Genomic DNA, 23,239 nt, shown 5'->3' with positions numbered 1-23,239 from the left:
TGGCGAGTCGGGCGAGTTTGCGGCATGCCGGGGCAGGCTTGGCCGCGCCCGGCCCGGCGCCACGTTCAGGCGGTGCTCCGCGCCGCCGGGCCGGCGGCGACGGTCGGGTCGCCGATCACGCGGTTGAGCATGGCGGCCTCGCTGGCGAGGCGCGTCACCGTGGCCCTGAGCAGCGGCGTGTCCGGCCCGAGCTGCAGGGTCGCCATCTCGTACTTGCCTCCGGGCTTGAGCCTCGGCTCGATGTGGCGCAGCCGTTGCCCGCGCCAGAAGCCGAACAGCACCCGGGCAGGCTCGGCCCGGATCAGCAGCACCGGCCCGTTCAGGAAGTAGACCAGGTGGCCCCATTTCAGCCTCTCTTGCAGCTCCGGCACCGCGTCGCGAACCGCTAGCCGCAGCGCCTCGGCCTGGGCCCGCTGCCAGCCACCGAGGCAGGCGATGTACTGGTCGGGATCGGTCGCGGGCGTGAGGATCATCTTCATGGGTCGGGCCGGGTCAGGGTGTACCGGATGTCTGGACAGGTCGAAGCCGGGCGCGTCACTGGCAATGACACGCGGCACGGCTCAGGCCGGCTCGATGGTCATGCTCATGGGGATGACCCGGCGCAGCGCATCGCCCACCGGCGAGTGCGCTTCCGCCCACTCGACGATCTGCCGAAGCTGCCCGGCCGATGCCCCATCGGCGGCGATCACCACGCGGATGCGCATGGTCAGCGGCCCCGCCGGGATGCCGTCGCCAAGCCCGAACATGCCGCGATCGTCCGAGTCGCTCTCCACCGTGACCTCCAGCCTGGTGAGCGCGACACCGAGCTGCGCGGCGCGCATGGCAATGACCGTGGCATCGCAGTTGGCAAGCGCGGCGCGCAGCAGCCAGCCCGGCGTGGGCGCGGACCCGCCGCCACCGATGCTCTCGGGCATGTCACTGAACAGCGCCGCTCCGTTCGGCCCTTCGGCCCTGCAGCGCAGCCCCTCCTCGAGGATGGCAACGGCGGCCGCGTCAGTCACCCGACCCTCTTGCGGATGCTTCGCGAAGAACCTGGCGACGCCTTCGATCGACTGCTGGATCCGGGCCATGGTCATGAGGCAGCTCCTGTCGGCGGTGGTTGTGGGTGAGGCGGCTTTTCATACCTGCCGCTTGCAACGATTGGCGCCGCGCTGACGCAGATTCCTCCTGAGCCTGTCGAAGGACGGCACGGGCCCTCATTACGCAGCACACCTCAGATGCCGGATGGTCGACTGCAGGCTCAACCCTTCGCGCCCTCACCGGATCGGCCAGTCGCTGGCGTTGACAGGGAGTCCATGCAGGAATGGTCGGGCGCCGGTGTGTTCACTACGCCATGTGCTCGATGTTGGAAGGCAAGCCGACCCAAGCGTGCTTGCGTTCTTCGTAGACCGAGAAGCTTGGCTCGGGAAAGGCGGGGTCGGCGAATGCGCCGACCGGAATGACTACGCTGTCTCCTCGACCTTCTATTTCGTAGTGGACTGTTGCGCCGCAAGTGGGGCAGAAGCTGAATGTGGCTCTGCCTCCCTCATCTCCGATACGGACGTACTGCCTGGATTGACCTTGGATCGTTACGCTCTTCTTGTCAAAGCGAGCTTGAGCACCAAACACACTCCCGGTTCGACGCTGACATGCAAGACAGTGGCAGATCGAGACACGAACTGGGTCTTCAGTTGCCGTCGCTGTCAGTTGCCCGCAGCTACAGGAGGCGATTCGTGTTTTCATGATCGGCGACCTCGTCTGCGTGCCTGCTGGCGCCCGACGTCCAAGCTGAGCGGGCGCCACCGGCGTGGCGCAGCGAAGCGGAACGTGCGCATGAACGTGAGAGCTTCGACGAGCCATGCCGGTCGGTCCGCTCGAGCGCAGGGTTGGGCGTCACGAGGTCTGCATCCTCAAGGCTTGCTCGCACGCTGAAGAATTGCCTTCTGATCATCGAAACCTACGGGCGCCGAAGTGTGCTCATGAATGATTCTCGGGACGTGACCACTCGTCTTGAGAACCCACGTGAGCCGGTTCTGCATCGCATTCAGCTGTTCACCGCGCGCTGAATGGACAGCGTAGGTGACTATGGCGCTGACAGATGCGAACGCAGGAGTGGACACCGAGCGAACGTCCTCAAACACAACGCTGAACCGGTCGGCTGGGTGTGACACAAACCAACCTTCGACGGCGACTCGCCATGCTGGAACGGTTTCATACGACCAGACACCCCAGGCGTCGAAGACCCTCGCCGTCGGGTCATAGAGGTGCATGAATGCATCGATATCTCTTGCGGCGACGGAGGCCCTGTACGCCTCGATGACTCTGTCGATGGAAGCTTCGATCTCACTCACTTGGACCTCCTGGTTTTCGTGACGCCTGAGGTCTGCCTTGAGCGCGCCGTCGCAGGCCGGGTCCGCTTGAAGCAATGGTCAGGCCCCGGGTGCGTGGCAAACCGCTTCGATGTTGTGCCCGTCCGGACCAATGACGAAAGCTGCATAGTAGTTCGCGTGGTAGTGCGGGCGCAGACCAGGCGCACCATTGTCTTTGCCACCCGCCGCAAGGGCCGCGCGATAGAAGGCATCGACTTGCTGGCGGCTCTCGGCCGCGAACGCCAAGTGAAGATGCGCCGGCTTCTCCTCGGTTTGGTATAGGCACAAGGAAGCCTTGCTCTTTGGGCCCACCAACTCGACACCGTAGGTTGGCGCCCCCTCCGACACAACAGCTACGCCGAGCGGCTCGAGTGCCTTGAGGAAGAACGCTTTGCTCGCTGCATAGCTGCCGACTCCGAATTTGACGTGGTCGAACATGAGTTCTCCTGAACTGTGCGGGGCCTGCGCGAGGCCCAAGGTTTGAGTCAGGCGGCACTAGCCTTCGCCCTCCCAGTAAGGAAGGCTGTTGCCAGCCTTTCCGATGACTTCGAACGGCTGCTTGGTCGCCAAGCCACCTTCCGCGAGGTACTTGCCGGAGTCCGGGTACTCGCAGATCTCCGGATCGTCGGTCGTACCGATGGCGAGGTACCTGAGTGGGGCGTCGGAGGTGTTGATGATCTGGTGAGGGAACTCGCGCCCCGGAGGGATGAAGATCGTGTCCCCGGCCTTGATTGGGAGCAGTTCGCCAGCGACACGGAGCGTGCCTGAGCCTTCCAACACGATGAACATCTCTTCTTGGGCGTGATGGAGGTGATATGGGCAGGCCCGCTTGCCTGGCGCTACGACGTTGACGCCCACGGCCAACTTTGCGGCTGCAGTGCCTTCGGACAGCCTGGCGTGACTGCATTCGTACTTTGGCTCGAGGGCGGCGTGGTTGAGCGGAACCTCGTTGAAGTTGCGAATGAGCCTTGAGTACAAGGAGGTTTTCGTTTCACTCATGCGCGACTCCCTGGTTGATGCCTGTGACGCCCAACGTCGGAGCTAAGCGCCCGGAATCGGCTGGCCGCGTAGGGCAAGACAGTAAGGCGCCCGTAGCCGCCAGCCGGTGGAGGTCCGCTTGAGCGACCTGTTAGGCGGCACCCTCGGACCTTGAGTTACGGGATTGGGCTGCTAGTAACTGAGTACCCGATCACTCTCGAGCGAGAGGCGAATGAGTACGTTGGGCATGGCGAACTCACCTGGCTTGCCGGCGAGGTCTGCCTCCGACATGCCGCGCGACTTGGCAGACATGCCCGAGAGGTAGAACCGAGCACCTCCAGCGACCAGGGCGTCATAGTGCTCTCGCAGCTTGCCAGTGCCCAGCCCGACGAGGGAGTCCAGCACTGCGTCGCGAAAGAGTTGTACCGCGTCGCCGGCCAAGAAGAGCTTGACCGTGTGGCCTTCGTCGAGCGCGGCCTTTGCCACAAGAAATGAGAGGGCAGCGCGCGTTGGGTCATTCGGCCCGCATGTCGCGTGAACGAGGATGTTCGCCATGGATGCCTCCGTTGCCGATGAGGAGCCAGAGTCTACGGCTAGGCCAGTGAGCCATGGAGCCGCGACTTCCGCTTGGCGAACAGGCGGGTGTCCAGTGCAGCCTGGCGCCTGAATCAAGCCGCGCCACATAGCGGCGTCGGCTTGAATGAATTGTCAGGCCATGGACTTCTAGGCAAGAACCGCCGCTTCGATTTCGGCAATGTCGATCTTCTTTTGCTTCATCATCGCCGCGATCGCCTTGGCAGACACATTCTTGTCGGCACGCAATGTCAATTCTGTCAGCCGCCTCGGGAAAACCTGCCACGACACCCCGTAGCGATCCTTGAGCCAGCCGCAGTGGCTTTCCTCGCCGCCATTTGTGGTTAGCGCTGCCCAAAGCCTATCGGTCTCTGCCTGATCGTCCGTTTCGACCGAGATCGACACTGCCTCGGTTAGAGTGAACATCGGTCCTGCATCGAGTATCTGATACGGCACCCCGCCCAGCGTGAAGTCGATTAGCCAGGAAGCACCGTCGCCTGAGATATCGAAGGTCGCTTCGATCCGACTTCCCGGAATCAGAGCGCAGTAAAACTCTGCGGCCTCACGACCGCGGCCGTCACGGAACCAGAGGCAGGTACGTATGGAACTGGCCATCGTGTTGCTCCTCGTGTGAGTAGGTTGATGCAGCAGTTTTGCGCGGCCTAGCGTTTGACATGAGAGGCTCGACCCGGCTTGCCGGGGCGAGTCCTCTCGATTGATGGGTTGGGCTCTTGTTTTACTCGGACTGTGATGTGCCAGAACACCAGTGCGGCCGTTGTCCAAGCCAGTACCTCCCAGAATGTTCGCTGTAAAGCTTCGGGGGCACTCAAGTCCGTAATTAGCCATGGCGCAGCACGGTACTTGGCAAGCCGGGCGAGGGGCTCAACCATTCCAAGAATGAGCCCAGCGGCAATGTATACCCACCATTGCGTCCAATGAAGTGCCTTGGCTACGGCACAAAAAGGTAGGCCGAGAAATAGCAAGATCCACAGCCCCTTCCAATAGAAGTACGCGAAGGCGAACCAGAACCACGACGCGTTATGCCTTGCCTGCGGCGACAGCAGCAGATCGCTCAACGCGCCGCCCGCCAATGGGACCGCAAGAATGATGATGAGAGCTGCTGCAACGCGCTTCATGAGGCCCAACGTCAGCCGTGAATGGACCGCAACGGCGCACTCAGCACCAAGGAATGGTGACCACGCTGGCCGCCGTTGTGGGTCCACTCGACGAACCCGTTAGGACTTAGCCGGTTCAACATGCAGTCTTCCTTTCACTGCTGAAAGATGAGCGCGATCTTGAACGGTCACAGACCACTCCGGCTCATCCCCTTCCACGCCAGTCAACAGGCGAATACCGTTCGAGAACCCCACCAATAGTTCAGAGTTTGACTGGACTTCGATGCTGAGAATCTCTGCCCCCAAGATCTCCGTGCCGTGAGGCTTCTTGATGTCACCTTGCCAGTGAAAGCCAGCATATACGGTGACCTCGCCTTGAGGGTTGTTTCGCTTCGGAGGTGTTAGCTTCCCAAGCTCGATGTACATGGCCCTGTAATCGCTGAACCAGACGTGCGATACGGTCTTGCTTTTCGCTGCGTTCAGGATATCTATGGGCGTCAAGCTGAGTCCTAACGCTTGAGCTCACCTGCGGGCGCCGGACGGCGAAGCCGGCTGGCGAACGTCAGGTGGAGCGAAGGGTTAGACGGCACCGCGTGCTTCCGTGCCAGAAGGAACAGCCTTTGACATAAGGATACTGAGGAAGTTTGTATGCGGGCGCCAATCGCATGTGCCAACCTGTATGTACCCCCAAGAGCGGTACATGTTGATGAGCGCCACTGCTGGTTGCGCAGTATGCAGCGCCATGACCTGGCAGCCAAGCGTGGCGGCCTCCAGCAACGCGGTATCGTGGAGCTGCTTGCCGAAGCCCCGGCCCTTGTGGAATGGCGCGACTGCGAACTGGCCGAACGACCAGGTGTGTGGCTCGCGCAGGAGCTCGACTTTGGATGCTGGATCTGGCCGGGCCAACGCGATGGTTGCGATGATCTCGCCACCGAGCTCCCCGACGAAGCAGACTCCGCGCGCGATGCGTTTCTCGGTGTCGGCCACCGACTGGTGCGTTGCCCAATACCGCAGGCCGGTGGCAGCGTGGGGCGCATACGCCGCGTGAATAAGCTCAGTCAGCGCGTGCAGGTCGTCCGATGCAGAAACGCGCCGTACGTGGAGATGATCGGACATGTTCCTGTGCCGTCTAACTTTGTTCCCGAATCCGGGACGCAGTCTCCCTAATCTGGCAGGTCGAGTCGGCCGCCAAGCCGCTTGAACGCTCGCGTCGTGGCGCGTAGGCTGTATGTTCATACAGTACTAACGCACCATGAAAAGCGGCAGCCCGACACTCCCTTCGCTGAAGGCGCCAAAGGTACTGGACCAGTTGCGCGAGCGCATCCGATTCTTCCATTACAGCCTGCGCACCGAAGAGGCATACGTGTACTGGGCGCGCGCATTCATCCGCTTCCACGGCGTGCGCCAGCCGGCAACGATGGGCGGGCCCGAAGTCGAGGCGTTCCGCACCTGGCTCGCCAACGCGCGCGGCGTCGCTGCGTCCACCCATCGGCAGGCCCTGTCGGCGTTGTTGTTCCTCTACGGCAAGGTGCTCGGTCACGATCTGCCGTGGATGCAGGATATGGGCCGCCCTCGCGTGCCACGGCGGCTGCCGGTGGTGCTCGGCGCGGCCGAGGTGGCGCGCCTGTTTGCCGCGCTGGCCCACAACACCACGCTGCACCTGCTTGCGCAACTGCTCTACGGCACCGGCATGCGCATCACCGAGGCACTGCAGTTGCGCGTCAAGGACGTGGAGTTCGACCGCGGCGCCTTCATCGTGCGCCAGGGCAAGGGCGGCAAGGATCGCGTGGTCATGCTGCCGGCCACGCTGGTCGAGCCGCTGCGGGCGCAACTCGCTGCCGCGCGCGAGCTGTGGCTCGACGACCGGCACCGTGGCCGTGGCGGCGTGTTCATGCCCGACGCGCTCGATCGCAAGTACCCGCGCGCCGACCAGTCGTGGGTCTGGTTCTGGGTCTTTCCGCAGGCCACCCACGCCACCGATCCGCGCTCAGGCGTCGTCCGCCGCCACCACCTCTACGACCAGACGTTCCAACGCGCCTTCAAGCTCGCCGTGGCTGCCGCCGGCATCCACAAGCCGGCCACGCCGCACACGCTGCGGCACTCCTTTGCCACCCACTTGCTGCAGGCGGGCTACGACATCCGCACCGTGCAAGAACTGCTTGGCCACAGCGACGTGAGCACGACGATGATCTACACCCACGTGCTGCGGCTGGGCGGCGCGGTGCGCAGCCCGCTCGATGCCCTGCCGGGCACGGAGTCGGCCGGGCGCCCCGCGCCCTACTGGGCTGCGACGCTCGGTTCAGCGCATGCCCCACTGGCGTCCGCGCCGGCAGCGTGAAGCTGCTCTTGCCGTCGCCGATGCACCTCAAAAGCTCAACCTCAGCCCCGCGCTTAGCGCCCTCCCGCCCAGCGGCGCGAGCGGTCGCACGGTGCCGATGGTGCTGGCGTTGAAGGCGAGCTCGTCCGTCAGGTTGTCGAGCTTGAGGTAGGCCAGCCCGGCCGCGCCGCCGAGTCCGAAGCTCTTGCTGAGCGCCAGGTTGAGCAGCGTGTAGCTCGGCGTGGCGACGTCGTCCGACGGCACCCGGCTCTGGCGCGCCGCGTGGCGAACTTCGCCGCGCAGCAGCCAGTCCTCGGCAAAACCCCAGCTCGCGCCGAGCGCGGCGCGCAGCGGCGCGATGCGCGGCAGCGGCTCGCCGCTCGTGCGGTTGTCGGCACGCACCCAGTCGAGCTGGCCATCGAGGTCGAGCGTGCGGCCGGCGTCGAGCAGGCGCCAGCGCGCTTCCAGTTCGCCGCCGACGAAGCGGGCCCTGACGCCCTGGAAGGCGTAGACCGGGAAGCTCTCGCCGCTGTCGGCGTCGATGAAGTCCGGCTCGCCGGTCGCCAGCAGCGCGATGTAGTTGGAAAAGTCGCTCGCGAACAGGCTGGCCTTGACGCTGCTGTGCGGCGAGGTCGACCACTGCAGGCCGAGATCGAGGTTGCTGCCGCGCTCCTTGTGCTGGTCGAGGCTGCCGCGCTCGAAGGTGCCGGTGGCGGCGTGCACACCGTTGGCGTAGAGCTCGTAGAGCGTGGGCGCACGCTCGGTGTAGGCGAGGTTGGCGCTCGCCTGCCAGCCGCCCGCCAGCGGCCACAGCCCGCCGAGCGCGGCGCTGCCGGTGGTGAAGCGGCGACTTTGCGGATCGCCGAACTTCGGCTCGGCGGGATCGGCGTCGCCGGCCGAGTCGACTGTGGTGCGCTCGATTCGGCCGCCGAAGCTGATCTTGGCTTCGCCCACGCCGAGCTCTTCGAACACGAAGCCGGCGAACTGGCGCGTGCCGGTGCTGGGCACGAAGGCCTCGTCGCCGAGTGCCGAGAAGTCGGAGTCCTCGGTCTGCAGGCCGATCACGCCCTTGAGCGCGCCGATAGCCGCGTGCTCGAGTTCGAAGCGGCTGTCGGTGCCCTTGTTCTCGAAGGTGGTGCCGACCTCGCCCGTGCCCTCTACCTCCTCGTGCTGGTAGTCGGTGCGCTGGACGCGACCGCTGATCTTGCGCACGAAACCGTCGTTGAAGCGGTACTCGCCGGCGAGCGCGAGCTTGTCGCGCTGCATCTTGATGAGGATGTCTTCCTCGGCCACGACGCCGTAGTCGTTGCGATAGCTGTCCCAGGCCAGGCCGAGGTAGCCGCGGCTGCCGACCCAGGAGCCGCCGAGCGCGCCGCCCCTGCCCTCGCTGGTCGAGTTGATGATGCGGTTCTCGCGCGTGAAGCCGCCGGCGCCGTCGGGGCGCTTGTAGTCGGGCGTGCGCAGGTCGTCTGTGCGGCGCGCGAAGGCATCGGCATGCAGCGCGAAGCCCTCGCCGCCAGCGTCGACCGCACCGACCGCCGCGCGCTCGCGTGCGGCACCGCCGCCGCGGGCTTCGGCCACGCCGCTCACGCCTGGCTGCGGCTCGCGCGGGATGCGGTTGTCGATCGCGTTGACGACGCCGCCGACCGCGCTGCCGCCGTAGAGCAGCGCGGCCGGACCGCGCAGCACCTCGAGCCGCGTGACCAGCAGCGGGTCGAGCGGCACCGCGTGGTCGAAGCTCAGCGAGGAGGCGTCGAGCGAAGCGCCGGCGTTGTTGAGCACGCGGATGCGGTCGCCGTCGAAGCCGCGGATCACCGGCCGGTTGGCGTTGGGGCCGAAGTAGCTGCTGGAAACACCCGGCAGCGAGCCGAGCGTGTCGCCGAGCGTGCTGCCACGGCGCAGCACGAGTTCGGTGCCCGTCAGCACGCTGGCCGGCGTGGCGAGGGCATCGGCGGCGAGCGGGTTGCCGGTGACGAGCACCGGCGCGAGGGTGGCGGCGGCCGCGGCAGCGTCCTGTGCGCGGACGGCGCAGGCAGCGCCCAGCACGGCAAGGGCCAGCACGCTGCGCAGCGGCGGCCGAAAGGGCGGAGTTGGCATGGCTCACGTGGCGCCTCCCTGCGGGGGCGCCATCCGGGAATGGGGTGGTGGCGACCGGCGCGCGGCCACGAGGCCGGCGCGACAGATCAGCAGCTGCGCGCCTCCGGGGCGCGCAGGATCGGGCTCAGGCGCTGTGGCCGAGCGGGGGCGCGCGCGCCGCCGGCCGTTGCCAGGCGGTGGCGAGGACATCGCTGCCGAGGGCCGGCAGCGTGTCGAAGGCGGGCACGAGCACCGGCGATGCCGGTGGCGCGCTCGAGACCAGAGCGGCGGCGACCAGCAGCTGGTCGAACAGGCCGCAGTCGGCGCTGCCGCGCGTGTGACCCAGGGCCGAGCCCGGGTCGGCGAACTCGGCGCTGCCCGGCACGGCCTGCACCAGCGTGGCGGGCAAGCCCTGCGGCGCGTGCGCGATGCGGTGCCAGCCGCCGAGCAACTGCGCGCCGAGCAGCGCCCACGCCAGCAGCAGGGCCAGCGGCAGCGACGGGCGGCGACGCAGCAAGTGCATCGGACTCAGGCGCCGGACGGTTGCCGACGGCGCGCGGCAAAGGTCCTGCGGAACTTCTCGAGCTTGGGCGCGACCACGAAGGCGCAATAGCCCTGGCCCGGATGCTGGGCGAAATAGTTCTGGTGGTAGTCCTCGGCGCGCCAGTAGTTGCGCTCGCGCTCGACCTCGGTGACCACCTTGGCGCCGCGCAGCACGCCGCTGGCCTCGATCTCCTTGATCACCGCGCGCGCGACACCGGCCTGCTCGTCGTCGTGGGTGTAGATGCCCGAGCGGTACTGCGGGCCGACGTCGTTGCCCTGGCGATCGAGCGTGGTCGGGTCGTGGATCGTGAAGAAGATCTCGAGCAGCTCGCGAAAGGCGATGCGGGCCGGGTCGAAAGCCACGCGCACCACCTCGGCATGGCCGGTGGTGCCGCTGCAGACCTGCTCATAGCTGGGATCGATGGCGTGGCCGTTGCAGTAGCCCGATTCCACCGACAGCACGCCCTCGACGTCGAGGAAGACCGCCTCGAGGCACCAGAAGCAGCCGCCGCCGAGCGTGGCCACGGCAGGCGCGGGCCGGCCGGCAACGGCGCTGCGGTCGTCGGCGTCGGGTTCAGGGTTCATCACGAGGCGGCGGGGCCACAGTCCGCGTTGGCGTCAATGCGGGCCACGCGGCCCGCCGGGCAGAATCCTACGGTCTTTTGCCGCCTTGCGTGATCGCCCTGGACCTGACCGTGTTTGATAGCTGGAAACCCATCCTGACCGCGCTGGCGCTGCCGCCGGTGCCCCTGCTGCTGCTGATCCTGCTGGGCTGGGGGTTGTCGGCGCGCCGCCGCTTGCTGGGCGGCATGATGGTGCTGCTGTCGTGCATCGCGATCTGGCTGGCCTGCTGCACGGCGGTGGCCCGCGTGATCGAGCGCCAGGTGCTGCGGCCACCGGCGCCGATTGCCGAGGAGACGCTGGCCGAACTCAAGTCGGGCAGCGGCAAGCAGGCCAAGAGCCACGTCGCGCCGAGCGCGGCGATCGTGGTGCTCGGCGGCGGCCGCATCCCGCGCGCCAAGGAACTCGGCACCGCCGACCTCAACAGCTGGTCGCTGCAGCGGCTGCGCTACGGCATCCGGCTGGCACGCGAGACCGGGCTGCCGATCGCCTTCTCGGGCGGCATCGGCTGGTCGCAGCAGAGCCAGGCGCCGGCCGACAGCCAGCTGAGCGAGGCCGAGATCGCCGCGCGGGTGGCCGAGGACGAGTTCCTCAAGCCGCTGCGCTGGACCGAGACCCGTTCGCGCGACACGCGCGAGAACGCGCAGCGCACCGTGGCCCTGCTGCGCGCCGACGGCGTGCAGCAGATCGTGCTGGTCACCCATGCCTGGCACATGCCGCGCGCGCTGCGCGCCTTCGAGCAGGCGGCCGGCGGCAGCCTGAAGATCACGCCGGCGCCGCTGGGATTCTTCGTCTCCGAACAGGCACCCGAACTCGAGTGGCTGCCGACGCTGCAGGGCTTCACGCAGGTGCGGCTCGCGCTGCGCGAGCTGCTCGGCAGCTTGGTCACTCGATAGGGACCGCGAGGATGATCCCGCCCGGCTTCATCCAGGAGCTGCTGGCCCGCGCCGACATCGTCGAGGTGGTCGGTCGCCATGTCACGCTGAAGAAGTCTGGCGGCGACTGGAAGGGGCTTTGCCCCTTCCACGGAGAGAAGACGCCGAGCTTCTACGTCGTTCCAGATAAGCAGTTCTACAACTGTTTTGGTTGTGGCGTACACGGCGACGCGATTCGGTTTCTCACGGAATTCACAGGCGCCACGTTCGTCGAAGCTGTCGAGGATCTCGCGCAGCAGCTTGGCATGCAGGTGCCCGAGGAAGAACGCAGCCCCGAGGAACGCGAGCGCGCCAAAGCCGCCAAGGAACGCCAGCAGACGCTGACCGAGGTGCTGGCCAAGGCCGCGGCGCACTACAAGGCCAAGCTGAAGGCCGACGCTCGTGCGGTGGCCTACCTCAAGGGTCGTGGCCTCAGCGGCGAGATCGCGGCCCGCTTCGGCCTGGGCTACGCGCCCGAGGGCTGGCGCGGGCTGGCCAGCGTCTACCCACGCTACGACGATCCGCTGCTGACGGAGTCGGGCCTGGTGATCGTGACCGGCGACGAGGGCGAGGAGCAGAAGCGCTACGACCGCTTTCGCGACCGCATCATGTTCCCGATCCGCAGCGTGCAGGGCGAGGTGATCGGCTTTGGCGGTCGCGTGCTCGACAAGGGCGAGCCCAAATACCTCAACTCGCCGGAAACGCCGGTGTTCAGCAAGGGGCGCGAGCTCTACGGCCTGTTCGAGGCACGCCAGGCCCTGCGCGCCAAGGGCTATTGCCTGGTGGTCGAGGGCTACATGGACGTGGTCGCGCTGGCCCAGATGGGCTTTGCCAACGCGGTGGCGACGCTCGGCACCGCCTGCACCGCCGAGCATGTGCAGAAGCTGCTGCGCTTCACCGACAGCATCGTCTTCAGCTTCGACGGCGACGCCGCCGGCCGCCGCGCCGCCGCGCGCGCGCTCGAGGCCGCGCTGCCGCACGCAAGCGACACGCGCAGCTTCCGCTTCCTGTTCCTGCCGACCGAGCACGACCCCGACTCTTACATCCGCGAGCATGGCCAGAGCGGCTTCGAGAGCTACGTGGCGCAGGCGCTGCCGCTGTCGCGCCAGCTCGCCGACCTGGCGCGCGAGGGCTGCGACCTCGGCACCGCCGAGGGCCGCGCGCGCTTCGTCGCCCAGGCCAAGCCGCTGTGGCTGCAGTTGCCCGACGGGGCGCTGAAGCTGCAGGTGGCCGGCGAACTGGCGGCGCTGGCCCAGTTGCCGGGCGAGGAGCTGATGGCGCTGTTCACCGGCGTGCGCCCCGGCGCCGCGCGCTCGGCCGCTCGCGGCGCGCGCGGCGGCGCCCCCCGCGCGCCGCGCCGAGCGCCGCGCGCCGCGATCCGCGGCCCGGCCGACAACGTGGCCTGGGCGCTGGCCGGCCACGCCGAGGGCTGGTTGCAGCTCTCCGACGCCGACCACGAACTGCTGTCGGCCCAGCCCGGCTGGCACGGCGAGTTCTTCCGCTGGCTCGACCGCGAGGTGCAGGAACATGGCGCCCAGCCCTGGGCCACGCTGCGGGTGGCGCTGGCCGGCCTGGAATGGGCCGCGCCGGTGCTGGCCCTGATCGACGCCAACGACCCGGCGCTGCAACCCGCGCTGGAGGACCTGCCGGTGTTGATGAATCAGTTGCAAAAGGATCGGATCCGCGCCGAAATCTCGCCCCTGCTGGGTCGGCGCTAGGGTCTGTCCAGGCCCCGCCAAGGGGCTTCCCGCCTTGATCGGCGGCCCCCAGTTTGTATAATGGCAGGCTTGTCAGCGATGACAACGCTCACATCGCCACCACTTTGAGAGCGAAGCAGCACCTCCGGCCCCGGCCACCCGCGACACGGGTTACATCATCCGGCCAACCTTCCCGCAAGGGCTGCGCTTCCCGACGGTCACCCGACCCGCTCCTGCATTACCGGCCTCCGCGCCCGGCCTGCTTGCGTACGCGCGGCCGGCAGACGCGGACCGATCGCCCCGAATTTCGTCCTAACGCCCGACGAGGAACTGCATGACCGCCAAGAAGAGCGCCCCCGCGAAGACTGCTGCCGCCAAGCCCGCGGCCAAGACCGCCGCTGCCGAGCTGGAAACCAAGAAGCCGGCAGCCAAGGCGGCCGCCAAGGCAGCGCCCGCCGCCGCCAAGCCGACGGCTGCCGCCAAGGGCAAGCCCGGCCGCAAGCCGGCCGCGGCCAAGGCGGCGCCCGAACTCGAGGTGGACCTGTCCGACATCGAGGCCGATCTCGAACCCGATGCGGTCGAGCAGGAGGGTGGCGACGAGAAGGCCGTCAAGGCCAAGCCGCTGCGGATGAAGGTCAGCAAGGCCAAGGAACGCGCGCTGATGCGCGAGTTCGGCCTCGACGAGTCGGCGCTCAGCGAAGAGGAGTCGAACAAGCGCCGCCAGGAGCTGAAGACCCTCATCAAGATGGGCAAGACGCGTGGCTACCTCACGCACCAGGAGATCAACGACCACCTGCCCGAGAAGCTGGTCGACGCCGAGATCTTCGACGCCATCGTCTCGATGCTCAACGACATGGGCATCGCGGTCTACGAGCAGGCGCCCGACGCCGCAACGCTGCTGATCGCCGGCGGCGGCAACGCCACGGCGACCGAGGAAGAGGCCGAGGAAGCGGCCGAGGCGGCTCTCTCGACCGTCGACTCCGAGTTCGGCCGCACCACCGACCCGGTCCGCATGTACATGCGCGAGATGGGCACGGTCGAGTTGCTCACGCGCGAGGGCGAGATCGAGATCGCCAAGCGCATCGAGGGCGGCCTGCAGGCCATGATGCTGGCGATCAGCGAGTCGCCGACCACGATCGCCGAGATCCTGGCACTGGCCGGCAAGCTGCGCGCCGGCGAGATGCAGATCTCCGAGGTGGTCGACGGCTTCGTGCTCGACGACGAGGCCGACGACTACGTGGCCGAGGAAGACTTCGACGAGTTCGACGACTCCGAGGAAGACGACGAAGCCGCCAGCTCGAAGGCACTGACCAAGCGCCTCGAGGAGCTCAAGACTCAGGCGCTGGCCAAGTTCGACGACCTGCAGGCCAACTTCGACAAGATGCGCCGCGCCTACGAGAAGGACGGCTACAAGTCGCAGCCCTACAACAAGGCGCAGTACGCCGTGTCGGGCGTGATCATGAGCATCCGCTTCACGGTCAAGACCATCGAGCGGCTGTGCGACATCCTGCGCTCGCAGGTCGACGACGTGCGCCGCTACGAGCGCGAGCTGCGCAAGATCGTGGTCGACAAGTGCGGCATGCCGCAAGAGCACTTCATCAAGAGCTACCCGCCCAACGCGCTCAACCTGAAGTGGGCCGAGAAGGAAGTCGCCGCCGGCAAGCCCTACAGCGCCGTGATGGCGCGCCACCTGCCGCCGATCCAGGATCTGCAGCAGAAGCTGATCGACATCCAGTCGAAGGCGGTGGTGCCGATCGAGGACCTGAAGCTCATCAACAAGAAGATGAACCAGGGCGAGAAGGCCTCGCGCGACGCGAAGAAGGAAATGATCGAGGCCAACCTGCGCCTCGTGATCTCGATCGCCAAGAAGTACACCAACCGCGGCCTGCAGTTCCTCGACCTCATCCAGGAGGGCAACATCGGCCTGATGAAGGCGGTCGACAAGTTCGAATACCGCCGCGGCTACAAGTTCTCGACCTACGCCACCTGGTGGATCCGCCAGGCGATCACGCGCTCGATCGCCGACCAGGCGCGCACGATCCGCATCCCGGTTCACATGATCGAGACGATCAACAAGATGAACCGCATCTCGCGCCAGCACCTGCAGGAGTTCGGCTTCGAGCCGGACGCGCCGACGCTGGCCGAGAAGATGGAGATGCCCGAGGACAAGATCCGCAAGATCATGAAGATCGCCAAGGAGCCGATCTCCATGGAGACGCCGATCGGCGACGACGACGACTCGCACCTGGGCGATTTCATCGAGGACACCAACAACACCGCGCCGATCGAGGCCGCGATGCAGGCCGGCCTGCGCGACGTGGTCAAGGACATCCTCGACTCGCTGACCCCGCGCGAGGCCAAGGTGCTGCGCATGCGCTTCGGCATCGAGATGTCGACCGACCACACGCTGGAAGAAGTCGGCAAGCAGTTCGACGTCACCCGCGAGCGCATCCGCCAGATCGAGGCCAAGGCGATCCGCAAGCTCAAGCACCCGAGCCGCTCGGACAAGCTGCGCACCTATCTGGACAACCTCTGAGCCACGCCGCGCCGGGCCGCCACTGCGGCGCCCGCGCCACGGCCCGCGTCGAGCAATCGACGCGGGCCGTTTTTCATGGGCAGCCCGGCTAAACTTCGGTGCGCACTACTTCACGTTCTGCGCCCTCCCTTGCCCCGCGAATGACCTCGATCATCGAACGCACCGTGCTGTTCGCCGACCTGCGCGGCAGCACCGGCCTGTACGAAAGCCTCGGCAACGCGCAGGCCGCGGCCGTGGTCACGCACAGCGTCGGGTTGATGGTGCAACTGGTCGACCACTTCGGCGGGCGAGTCGTCAAGACCCTCGGCGACGGACTGATGGCGGTGTTCGAGCAGCCGCAGGACGCGGTCGATGCCGCCGACGAGATGCACGAGGCGATCGAGCGCATCGTCGAGAACGAGCCGCGCAGCGGCAAGCGGCTGCCGGCGCTCAAGCTGCAGATCGCGATGTCGCACGGCGAGGTGGTCGAGTTGCAGGGCGACTGCTTTGGCGACGCGGTCAACGTCGCGGCGCGCCTGATCGACAGTGCCGGCGACGACGAGACCCTCTCCACCGAGCAGGTCGTGCGCCGGTTGGAGGAGCAGCACCGCGGGCGCTTTCGCTCGCTGAGCCAGCTGCAGTTGCGCGGCCGCGCCGAGCCGGTGCATGTGCTGCGGCTCGAGGCCAAGCGCTTCGGCGAGACGGTGGCCACACTGTTCGAAGGCACGCTGCCGAACCCGACCCCCGACAGCATCCGCCTGGTCTGGCTCGACGTCGAGCGCATCCTGAGCGCGCCCGACATGCCGGCCGTGCTTGGCCGCAGCGCCGAGGCGACCTACGTGATCGAGGACAGCCGCGTCTCGCGCTCGCATGCCCGCATCGAGCGCCACGGCGGCACCTTCCAGATCAGCGACCTCAGCTACAACGGCACCTTCGTGCGCTTCCTCGGCCAGAACGAGTTCGTCTCGCTGCGTCGGGGTAGTTGCACGCTGCATGGCCGCGGCGTGATCTGCCTTGGCGCCGCGCCCAACGACCCGACCGCGCCGACGGTGCAGTTCGAGGTGCTGACGCCGCCCGACACCGTGCGCGGCGGCGCCTTCGCGGCCGGTTGACGGTAGTCGAGCCTCAGGCCCCGAGCCAGTCGGCCAGCGCGATCAGGTCGGCGCCCTGCCAGTCGGCCTGCGGTGGGTCGGCATGCTCGGCCGCCGCGGCCAGCCCGGGCCGACGAATCCATGCGGTGCGCAGGCCGGCCGCGCACGCGCCCGCCACGTCCAGCCGCGCGTCGTCACCCACGTGCAGCACCGCCTGCGCCGGCAGGCCCAGGCGCGCGCAGGCGGCGGCAAAGAAACGCGGGTCGGGCTTGCCGACGCCGAACTCGCGCGCCCCGAGCTGGCCGGCGCTGAACCATTGCGCAAGGCCGATGCGCGCCAGGTCGGCGTTGCCGTTGGTCAGCGCCAGGATCGGCCAGCGACGCGCGATGCGTTCGAGCGCGGGCGCGACATCAGCGTAGCAATCGACCTGCTGGCGCGCCGCGAAGAAGACCTCGAAGGCCGGCTCGGCCAGCGCCGGATCCTCGCCCGCCTCGCCGAGCGCACCGCGGATCGCCTCGAGCCGCAGCCGGGTCAGGTCGTGCGCCCATTGCGGATGCTCGGCCGCGGCGCGCTCGCGCCAGCGGCGCAGCGCCACGGCGCCAAGGCCAGCGGTGGCCGGTGCGTTGGCCGCGAGCCAGTCGTGCAGCTGCCGCTCGGCGCGCGCGATGGTCGGCCAGATCGGCCACAGCGTGTCGTCGAGGTCGAGCGTGATCGCGGCGATCGGGGAGGCGTGGACGGCGTGCAGATTCATCGCGGATTTCCTGTCCCGCTACGGTAGCCGATCGAATGTTCCGTGAAAGCGCAGCGGGCTCTGGCAGGATCGCGCCCCATGCCTCACCACGCGCCCGAACCCGCCTTCGTCCACGGCCAGCACGCCCGCATCGGCGTGCTGCTGTTCAACCTGGGCACGCCCGACGCCCCGACCGCCCCGGCGCTGCGGCGCTACCTGGCCGAGTTCCTTAGCGATCCGCGCGTCGTCGAGATTCCGCGCGCGCTGTGGCTGCCGCTGCTGTACGGAATCATCCTGGTCGTGCGGCCCGCCAAGTCGGCCGCCAAGTACGCGAGCATCTGGACGGCCGAGGGCTCGCCCCTTGCGGTCTGGACCCGCAAGCAGGCCACGCTGCTGCGCGGCTACCTCGGCGAACGACTGCAGCGCGACGGCGCAGCGCCGCCGCTGGTGCGCCACGCGATGCGCTACGGCAAGCCGGCCATCGCCTCGGCGCTCGACGAACTCAAGGCCGAGGGCGCCACGCGCATCCTGCTGCTGCCGCTCTATCCGCAGTACTCCGCCACCACCACCGCGAGCGCCTTCGACAAGGTCTACGAGTGGGCGAGCCGGCAGCGGCGCGTGCCCGAGCTGCGCTTCGTCAACAGCTACCACGACGATCCGGGCTACATCGAGGCGCTGGCCCTGAGCGTGCTGCAGCACTGGCAGACCAATGGCCGCGCCGAGCGGCTGGTGATGAGCTTTCACGGCGTGCCCGAGCGCACGCTGCAGCTGGGCGATCCCTACCACTGCGAATGCCTCAAGACCGCACGCCTGCTGGCCGAACGCCTGACGCTGCCACCCGAGCGTGTGAAGGTGACCTTCCAGAGCCGCTTCGGCAAGGCCCGGTGGCTCGAGCCCTACACCGAGCCGACGCTGGTCGAGCTGGCGCGCAGTGGCGTGAAGAGCGTCGACCTGATCTGCCCCGGCTTCACCGGCGACTGCCTGGAGACGCTGGAAGAGATCGACCAGGAGGCGCGCGCGGCCTTCCTGCAGGCCGGCGGCGCGAGCTTCAACTACATCCCCTGCCTCAACGACCGTCACGAGTTCATCGCCGCGCTGGCCGGCGTCGCGATCCGCCACATGGGCGGCTGGCCGTTGCAGGAAACGCCGACGGCCGAGCGCGAAAGCAGCGCCGCACGAGCGCGTGCTGCCGGCGCCACGCGCTGAAGCCTTGCTCCGTGGCCGTACCATCGCGCCGTGAACAAGGCAGTTGAAACCGAGGGCGGCCCCCGCCTCGACAAGTGGCTGTGGGCGGCGCGCTTCTTCAAGACGCGCGCGCTGGCGGCCGAGGCGATCGACAAGGGTCGGGTGCTGTCCGGCGGCCAGCCGATCAAGCGCTCGCGCGAGGTGCGGGTCGGCGACCGCCTCAGCGTGCGCCAGGGTGCACCCGGGGAGTTGCCACGCGAGATCGAGGTGCTGGCGCTCAGCGCGGTGCGCGGGCCGGCGCCGGTGGCGCAGCAGCTTTATGCCGAAACCGCGCAGAGCCTGGCGGCGCGCGAGGCCGCGGCCAAGGCGCGCAAGCTCGCGCCCGAGCCGGCACTGGCGATCGAGCATGGCCGGCCGACCAAGCGCGACCGGCGCGAGTTGCACGAATGGCAGCGCTGGAGCGCCAGCGTCGACGACAAGGGCTGAGACCGGGCCGTCGTTGTTGCTAGCATCTCGGCCCCGCCGCCGGGTGCGAGCGCCCAGGCACGCGATCCGCTGCGCCTGCCCCGCGGCCCGACTTTTTTGCCGGGCGGGCCCTTGAAAACCACGTTGGCGTCCCAAGTTCTACGACAACGCGGAACGTGAGTGTCCGCCAACATTCTTCTGACCCCTTTCCAGTTGTCGCCCATGGCCGATCCGACCCCGACCAACGAGCCCCTCAACGTGCCCGCCGGCGAGACGCCCGCCGAGGCGGGCCAGCAGCAGGCCGCCGAGTTCACGAGCGACGCGGCCACCGAGCTGGCGCAGCTCCAGGCCCGCCACGCCGAGGTCTCCGACGCCTACCTGCGCGCCAAGGCCGAGGCCGAGAACACCCGCCGCCGTGCCGAGGACGAGATCAGCAAGGCGCGCAAGTTCGCGATCGAGGGCTTTGCCGACAGCATGCTGCCGGTCAAGGACAGCCTCGAGGCCGCGCTCGCCATCGAGAACGCCACGCCGGAGCAGTTGCGCGAAGGCGTGCAGGCCACGCTGCGTCAACTGGCCCAGGCCCTGGAGCGCAACAAGGTGGTCGAGATCGCACCGGCCGCCGGGGCCCGCTTCGACCCGCACCAGCACCAGGCGATCAGCGTGGTGGCGGCCGCGCAGGACCCGAACACCGTGGTGATGGTGCTGCAGAAGGGCTACCTGATCGCCGAGCGCGTGCTGCGCCCGGCACTGGTGACGGTGACAGCACCGAAGTGATGGCAGAGGTGGATCCGGACCGCCGCGGCTCTTGAAAGCCGGCGTCTTATCCACAACTGATCAACAAGCAGATTTTCAGTTTTCAGGATTCAGGAGATAGAGACCATGGCCAAGATCATCGGCATCGACCTCGGCACCACGAACTCGTGCGTCGCCATCATGGAAGGCAACACCACCAAGGTGATCGAGAACAGCGAGGGTGCGCGCACCACGCCGTCGATCGTCGCCTACCAGGAGGACGGCGAGATCCTCGTCGGTGCCTCGGCCAAGCGCCAGGCAGTGACCAACCCGAGGCACACCTTCTACGCGGTCAAGCGCCTGATCGGGCGCAAGTTCACCGAGAAGGAAGTGCAGAAGGACATCAACCTGATGCCCTACACGATCGTCGCCGCCGACAACGGTGACGCCTGGGTCGAGGAGCGCGGCAAGAAGCTGGCGCCGCCGCAGGTCAGCGCCGAGGTGCTGCGCAAGATGAAGAAGACCGCCGAGGACTATCTCGGCGAGACGGTGACCGAGGCCGTGATCACGGTACCGGCCTACTTCAACGACGCCCAGCGCCAGGCGACCAAGGACGCCGGCCGCATCGCCGGCCTCGAGGTCAAGCGCATCATCAACGAGCCGACCGCGGCCGCGCTCGCTTTCGGCCTCGACAAGCACGACAAGGGCGACCGCAAGATCGCGGTCTACGACCTCGGCGGCGGCACCTTCGACATCTCGATCATCGAGATCGCCGATGTCGACGGCGAGATGCAGTTCGAGGTGCTCTCCACCAACGGCGACACCTTCCTCGGCGGCGAGGACTTCGACCAGCGCGTCATCGACTACATCATTGCCGAGTTCAAGAAGGAGCAGGCGGTCGACCTGAGCAAGGACGTGCTCGCGCTGCAGCGCCTGAAGGAAGCGGCCGAGAAGGCCAAGATCGAGCTGTCCAACAGCACCCAGACCGACATCAACCTGCCCTACATCACGGCCGATGCCAGCGGTCCGAAGCACCTCAACATCAAGCTCACGCGCGCCAAGCTCGAGGCCCTGGTCGAGGAGCTGATCGAGCGCACCGTGGCGCCTTGCCGCACCGCGATCAAGGACGCCGGCGTCAGCGTCGGCCAGATCGACGACGTGATCCTGGTCGGCGGCATGACCCGCATGCCCAAGGTGCAGGATGTCGTGAAGAACTTCTTCGGCAAGGAGCCGCGCAAGGACGTCAACCCGGACGAGGCGGTGGCCGTCGGTGCCGCGATCCAGGGCCAGGTGCTGGCCGGCGATCGCAAGGACGTGCTGTTGCTCGACGTGACCCCGCTATCGCTCGGCATCGAGACCCTCGGTGGCGTGATGACGAAGATGATCACCAAGAACACCACGATCCCGACCAAGTTCGCGCAGACCTTCTCGACTGCCGACGACAACCAGCCGGCGGTGACGATCAAGGTGTTCCAGGGCGAGCGCGAGATCGCTGCCGGCAACAAGCTGCTCGGCGAGTTCAACCTCGAGGGCATCCCGCCGGCCGCGCGCGGCACGCCGCAGATCGAGGTCAGCTTCGACATCGACGCCGACGGCATCCTGCACGTCGGCGCCAAGGACAAGGGCACCGGCAAGGAAAACAAGATCACGATCAAGGCCAACTCCGGCATCTCGGAAGAAGAGATCCAGAAGATGGTCAAGGACGCCGAGCTCAATGCCGTCGAGGACAAGAAGAAGCTCGAACTGGTGCAGGCCAAGAACTCGGCCGACGCGATGGTGCACAGCGTGCGCAAGTCGCTCGCCGAGCATGGCGACAAGCTCGACGCCGGCGACAAGGAGAAGATCGAGGTCGCGCTGAAGGAGGCCGAGGAAGCGATCAAGTCCGACGACAAGGCCGCGATCGATGCCAAGACCGAGGCGCTGATGAACGCCAGCCAGAAGCTGGGCGAGAAGATGTATGCCGACGCGCAGGCCGCACAGGCCGCCGCCGGCGGCGCAGCGGGTGGCGCGGACGAACCCTCGGCCAAGCCGGCCGACGACAACGTGGTCGACGCCGATTTCACGGAAGTGAAGGACAAGAAGTAAGCACTACGCGTCCGGCAATCCGACCCACCCCCGTGAGCACTCGCTGCCCACGGGGGCTTTTCGCTTAAGAACGAGCCGAACCCATGGCCAAGCGTGATTACTACGAGATCCTCGGCGTCGCCAAGAACGCGAGCGAGGAAGAGATCAAGAAGGCCTACCGCAAGCTGGCCATGAAGCACCACCCCGACCGCAACCAGGGTGACGATGCCAAGAAGGCCGAGGAGAAGTTCAAGGAGGCCAAGGAGGCCTACGAGATGCTCTCCGACGCCGCCAAGCGCGAGGCCTACGACCGTTTCGGGCATGCCGGCGTCGATCCCAACATGGGCGGCCGCGGCGGCCCGGGACCGGAGGGCTATGGCGGATTTGCCGAGGCCTTCGGCGACATCTTCGGCGACATCTTCGGCCAGCAAGGCGGCCAGCGCCGCGGCCCGGGCGGTGGCGGGCCGCAGGTCTACCGCGGCAGCGACCTCAGCTACGCGATGGAGATCACGCTCGAGGAGGCCGCGCACGGCAAGGAATCGCAGATCCGCATCCCGAGCTGGGAGAACTGCGAAACCTGCAAGGGCAGCGGCGCCAAGCCGGGCACCAGCGCCAAGACCTGCACCACCTGCAACGGCTCGGGCACGGTGCACCTGCGCCAGGGCTTCTTCTCGATCCAGCAGACCTGCCCGCAATGCCACGGCAGCGGCAAGATCATTCCCGAGCCCTGCACCACCTGCAACGGCCAGGGTCGCGTCAAGAAGGCCAAGACGCTCGAGGTCAAGATCCCGGCCGGCATCAATGAGGGCATGCGCATCCGCTCGGCCGGCAACGGCGAGCCGGGCACCAACGGCGGCCCGGCCGGCGACCTCTACATCGAGATCCGCATCAAGGAACACGCCATCTTCGAGCGCGACGGCGACGACCTGCACTGCACGGTGCCGATCGGCTTTGCCACCGCCGCGCTCGGCGGCAGCATCGAGGTGCCGACGCTGGTCGGCAAGGCCGAGATCGACCTGCCCGAGGGCACCCAGCACGGCAAGACCTTCCGCCTGCGCGGCAAGGGCATCAAAGGCGTGCGCTCGAGCTATCCGGGCGACCTCTACTGCCACGTGGCGCTGGAGACGCCGGTCAAGCTCACCGAGCACCAGCGCAAGCTCTTCAAGGAGCTCGACGAGTCGCTGAAGAAGGGCGGCGACAAGCACTCGCCGGGCGGCAAGGGCTGGGCCGATCGGGTCAAGGACCTGTTCAAGTAGCGCCGGCCGGTCGCTCGCG

The 23,239-nt window shown here is 67.5% G+C and carries 25 protein-coding genes; 10 read left to right on the top strand and 15 right to left on the bottom strand.

Annotated features, from left to right (window positions below):
* Nucleotides 1-65 precede the first annotated feature (65 nt).
* The 11 genes from EV670_RS02910 to EV670_RS02860 all read right to left on the bottom strand — a co-directional run bounded on the left by EV670_RS02910 (nt 66) and on the right by EV670_RS02860 (nt 6,130).
* Nucleotides 66-479, bottom strand: a complete 414-nt coding sequence (locus EV670_RS02910) for a DUF1801 domain-containing protein (protein ID WP_130430303.1) — start codon at nt 477-479, stop codon at nt 66-68.
* 81 nt (nt 480-560) lie between these two features.
* Nucleotides 561-1,076 carry an OsmC family protein gene (locus EV670_RS02905; RefSeq protein ID WP_130430302.1) on the bottom strand — a complete coding sequence of 172 codons (516 nt, stop codon included), beginning with the start codon at nt 1,074-1,076 and terminating at the stop codon, nt 561-563.
* A gap of 250 nt (nt 1,077-1,326) precedes the next feature.
* Nucleotides 1,327-1,722: a GFA family protein gene (locus EV670_RS02900; protein WP_130430301.1), complete on the bottom strand. Its 396-nt coding sequence runs from the start codon at nt 1,720-1,722 to the stop codon at nt 1,327-1,329.
* A gap of 167 nt (nt 1,723-1,889) precedes the next feature.
* Nucleotides 1,890-2,330 (bottom strand): YybH family protein, encoded by a 441-nt coding sequence (locus tag EV670_RS02895; protein ID WP_165393216.1) that lies wholly within the window; start codon nt 2,328-2,330, stop codon nt 1,890-1,892.
* Nucleotides 2,331-2,408: 78 nt separating this feature from the next.
* The gene (locus tag EV670_RS02890; protein WP_130430299.1) at nt 2,409-2,786 is read right to left on the bottom strand and encodes a VOC family protein; all 378 of its coding nucleotides are present in this window, start codon (nt 2,784-2,786) and stop codon (nt 2,409-2,411) included.
* Between the two features lie 57 nt (nt 2,787-2,843).
* Nucleotides 2,844-3,347: a cupin domain-containing protein gene (locus tag EV670_RS02885; protein WP_130430298.1), complete on the bottom strand. Its 504-nt coding sequence runs from the start codon at nt 3,345-3,347 to the stop codon at nt 2,844-2,846.
* Nucleotides 3,348-3,518: 171 nt separating this feature from the next.
* Nucleotides 3,519-3,881: a DsrE family protein gene (locus tag EV670_RS02880; protein ID WP_130430297.1), complete on the bottom strand. Its 363-nt coding sequence runs from the start codon at nt 3,879-3,881 to the stop codon at nt 3,519-3,521.
* Between the two features lie 168 nt (nt 3,882-4,049).
* Nucleotides 4,050-4,514 carry a VOC family protein gene (locus EV670_RS02875; RefSeq protein ID WP_130430296.1) on the bottom strand — a complete coding sequence of 155 codons (465 nt, stop codon included), beginning with the start codon at nt 4,512-4,514 and terminating at the stop codon, nt 4,050-4,052.
* A gap of 47 nt (nt 4,515-4,561) precedes the next feature.
* On the bottom strand, nt 4,562-5,035 hold the full coding sequence (locus EV670_RS02870; RefSeq protein ID WP_130430295.1) for a hypothetical protein: 474 nt from the start codon (nt 5,033-5,035) through the stop codon (nt 4,562-4,564).
* Nucleotides 5,036-5,134: 99 nt separating this feature from the next.
* Nucleotides 5,135-5,515 (bottom strand): hypothetical protein, encoded by a 381-nt coding sequence (locus EV670_RS02865; RefSeq protein ID WP_165393215.1) that lies wholly within the window; start codon nt 5,513-5,515, stop codon nt 5,135-5,137.
* Between the two features lie 78 nt (nt 5,516-5,593).
* Nucleotides 5,594-6,130: a GNAT family N-acetyltransferase gene (locus tag EV670_RS02860; protein ID WP_130430293.1), complete on the bottom strand. Its 537-nt coding sequence runs from the start codon at nt 6,128-6,130 to the stop codon at nt 5,594-5,596.
* 136 nt (nt 6,131-6,266) lie between these two features.
* On the opposite strand from EV670_RS02860, the gene EV670_RS02855 reads away from it, so the two are divergent.
* Nucleotides 6,267-7,352: an integron integrase gene (locus EV670_RS02855; RefSeq protein WP_130430292.1), complete on the top strand. Its 1,086-nt coding sequence runs from the start codon at nt 6,267-6,269 to the stop codon at nt 7,350-7,352.
* Nucleotides 7,353-7,379: 27 nt separating this feature from the next.
* On the opposite strand, the gene EV670_RS02850 is transcribed toward EV670_RS02855, so the two are convergent.
* From EV670_RS02850 to msrA, 3 genes are all read right to left on the bottom strand, one after another.
* Nucleotides 7,380-9,428, bottom strand: a complete 2,049-nt coding sequence (locus EV670_RS02850) for a TonB-dependent receptor (protein WP_242616811.1) — start codon at nt 9,426-9,428, stop codon at nt 7,380-7,382.
* Between the two features lie 124 nt (nt 9,429-9,552).
* Nucleotides 9,553-9,930, bottom strand: coding sequence for a hypothetical protein (locus EV670_RS02845; protein WP_130430291.1), 378 nt, complete (start codon nt 9,928-9,930; stop codon nt 9,553-9,555).
* A gap of 5 nt (nt 9,931-9,935) precedes the next feature.
* On the bottom strand, nt 9,936-10,535 hold the full coding sequence (msrA, locus tag EV670_RS02840) for a peptide-methionine (S)-S-oxide reductase MsrA (protein ID WP_130430290.1): 600 nt from the start codon (nt 10,533-10,535) through the stop codon (nt 9,936-9,938).
* A 110-nt stretch (nt 10,536-10,645) separates the two neighbouring features.
* Between msrA and EV670_RS02835 the strand changes: the two genes are divergently transcribed.
* From EV670_RS02835 to EV670_RS02820, 4 genes are all read left to right on the top strand, one after another.
* Nucleotides 10,646-11,467, top strand: coding sequence for a YdcF family protein (locus EV670_RS02835; protein WP_242616810.1), 822 nt, complete (start codon nt 10,646-10,648; stop codon nt 11,465-11,467).
* An 11-nt stretch (nt 11,468-11,478) separates the two neighbouring features.
* Complete coding sequence (gene dnaG / locus EV670_RS02830; protein WP_130430289.1) at nt 11,479-13,203, top strand: DNA primase; 1,725 nt, start codon at nt 11,479-11,481, stop codon at nt 13,201-13,203.
* Nucleotides 13,204-13,516: 313 nt separating this feature from the next.
* Complete coding sequence (gene rpoD / locus EV670_RS02825; protein ID WP_130430288.1) at nt 13,517-15,718, top strand: RNA polymerase sigma factor RpoD; 2,202 nt, start codon at nt 13,517-13,519, stop codon at nt 15,716-15,718.
* Between the two features lie 140 nt (nt 15,719-15,858).
* Nucleotides 15,859-16,809 carry an adenylate/guanylate cyclase domain-containing protein gene (locus EV670_RS02820; RefSeq protein WP_130430287.1) on the top strand — a complete coding sequence of 317 codons (951 nt, stop codon included), beginning with the start codon at nt 15,859-15,861 and terminating at the stop codon, nt 16,807-16,809.
* A 13-nt stretch (nt 16,810-16,822) separates the two neighbouring features.
* Here EV670_RS02820 and EV670_RS02815 read toward each other — a convergent pair whose 3' ends face one another.
* The gene (locus EV670_RS02815) at nt 16,823-17,539 is read right to left on the bottom strand and encodes an HAD family hydrolase (RefSeq protein WP_130430286.1); all 717 of its coding nucleotides are present in this window, start codon (nt 17,537-17,539) and stop codon (nt 16,823-16,825) included.
* Nucleotides 17,540-17,617: 78 nt separating this feature from the next.
* On the opposite strand from EV670_RS02815, the gene hemH reads away from it, so the two are divergent.
* The 5 genes from hemH to dnaJ all read left to right on the top strand — a co-directional run bounded on the left by hemH (nt 17,618) and on the right by dnaJ (nt 23,220).
* Nucleotides 17,618-18,724, top strand: a complete 1,107-nt coding sequence (gene hemH, locus EV670_RS02810) for a ferrochelatase (protein WP_130430285.1) — start codon at nt 17,618-17,620, stop codon at nt 18,722-18,724.
* Between the two features lie 30 nt (nt 18,725-18,754).
* Nucleotides 18,755-19,189 carry an RNA-binding S4 domain-containing protein gene (locus tag EV670_RS02805; RefSeq protein WP_130430284.1) on the top strand — a complete coding sequence of 145 codons (435 nt, stop codon included), beginning with the start codon at nt 18,755-18,757 and terminating at the stop codon, nt 19,187-19,189.
* Nucleotides 19,190-19,390: 201 nt separating this feature from the next.
* Nucleotides 19,391-19,942, top strand: coding sequence for a nucleotide exchange factor GrpE (gene grpE / locus EV670_RS02800; RefSeq protein ID WP_130430283.1), 552 nt, complete (start codon nt 19,391-19,393; stop codon nt 19,940-19,942).
* Between the two features lie 105 nt (nt 19,943-20,047).
* Nucleotides 20,048-21,985 carry a molecular chaperone DnaK gene (gene dnaK / locus EV670_RS02795; protein ID WP_130430282.1) on the top strand — a complete coding sequence of 646 codons (1,938 nt, stop codon included), beginning with the start codon at nt 20,048-20,050 and terminating at the stop codon, nt 21,983-21,985.
* Nucleotides 21,986-22,068: 83 nt separating this feature from the next.
* Nucleotides 22,069-23,220: a molecular chaperone DnaJ gene (gene dnaJ, locus EV670_RS02790; RefSeq protein WP_130430281.1), complete on the top strand. Its 1,152-nt coding sequence runs from the start codon at nt 22,069-22,071 to the stop codon at nt 23,218-23,220.
* The last annotated feature ends 19 nt before the right edge of the window (nt 23,221-23,239 follow it).

Origin of the sequence: Rivibacter subsaxonicus (assembly GCF_004217215.1) — a bacterium.
Lineage (GTDB): Bacteria > Pseudomonadota > Gammaproteobacteria > Burkholderiales > Burkholderiaceae_C > Rivibacter > Rivibacter subsaxonicus.
Note: the sequence above shows the minus strand (reverse complement) of the source record. Positions and strands in the feature narration are given on the sequence as shown.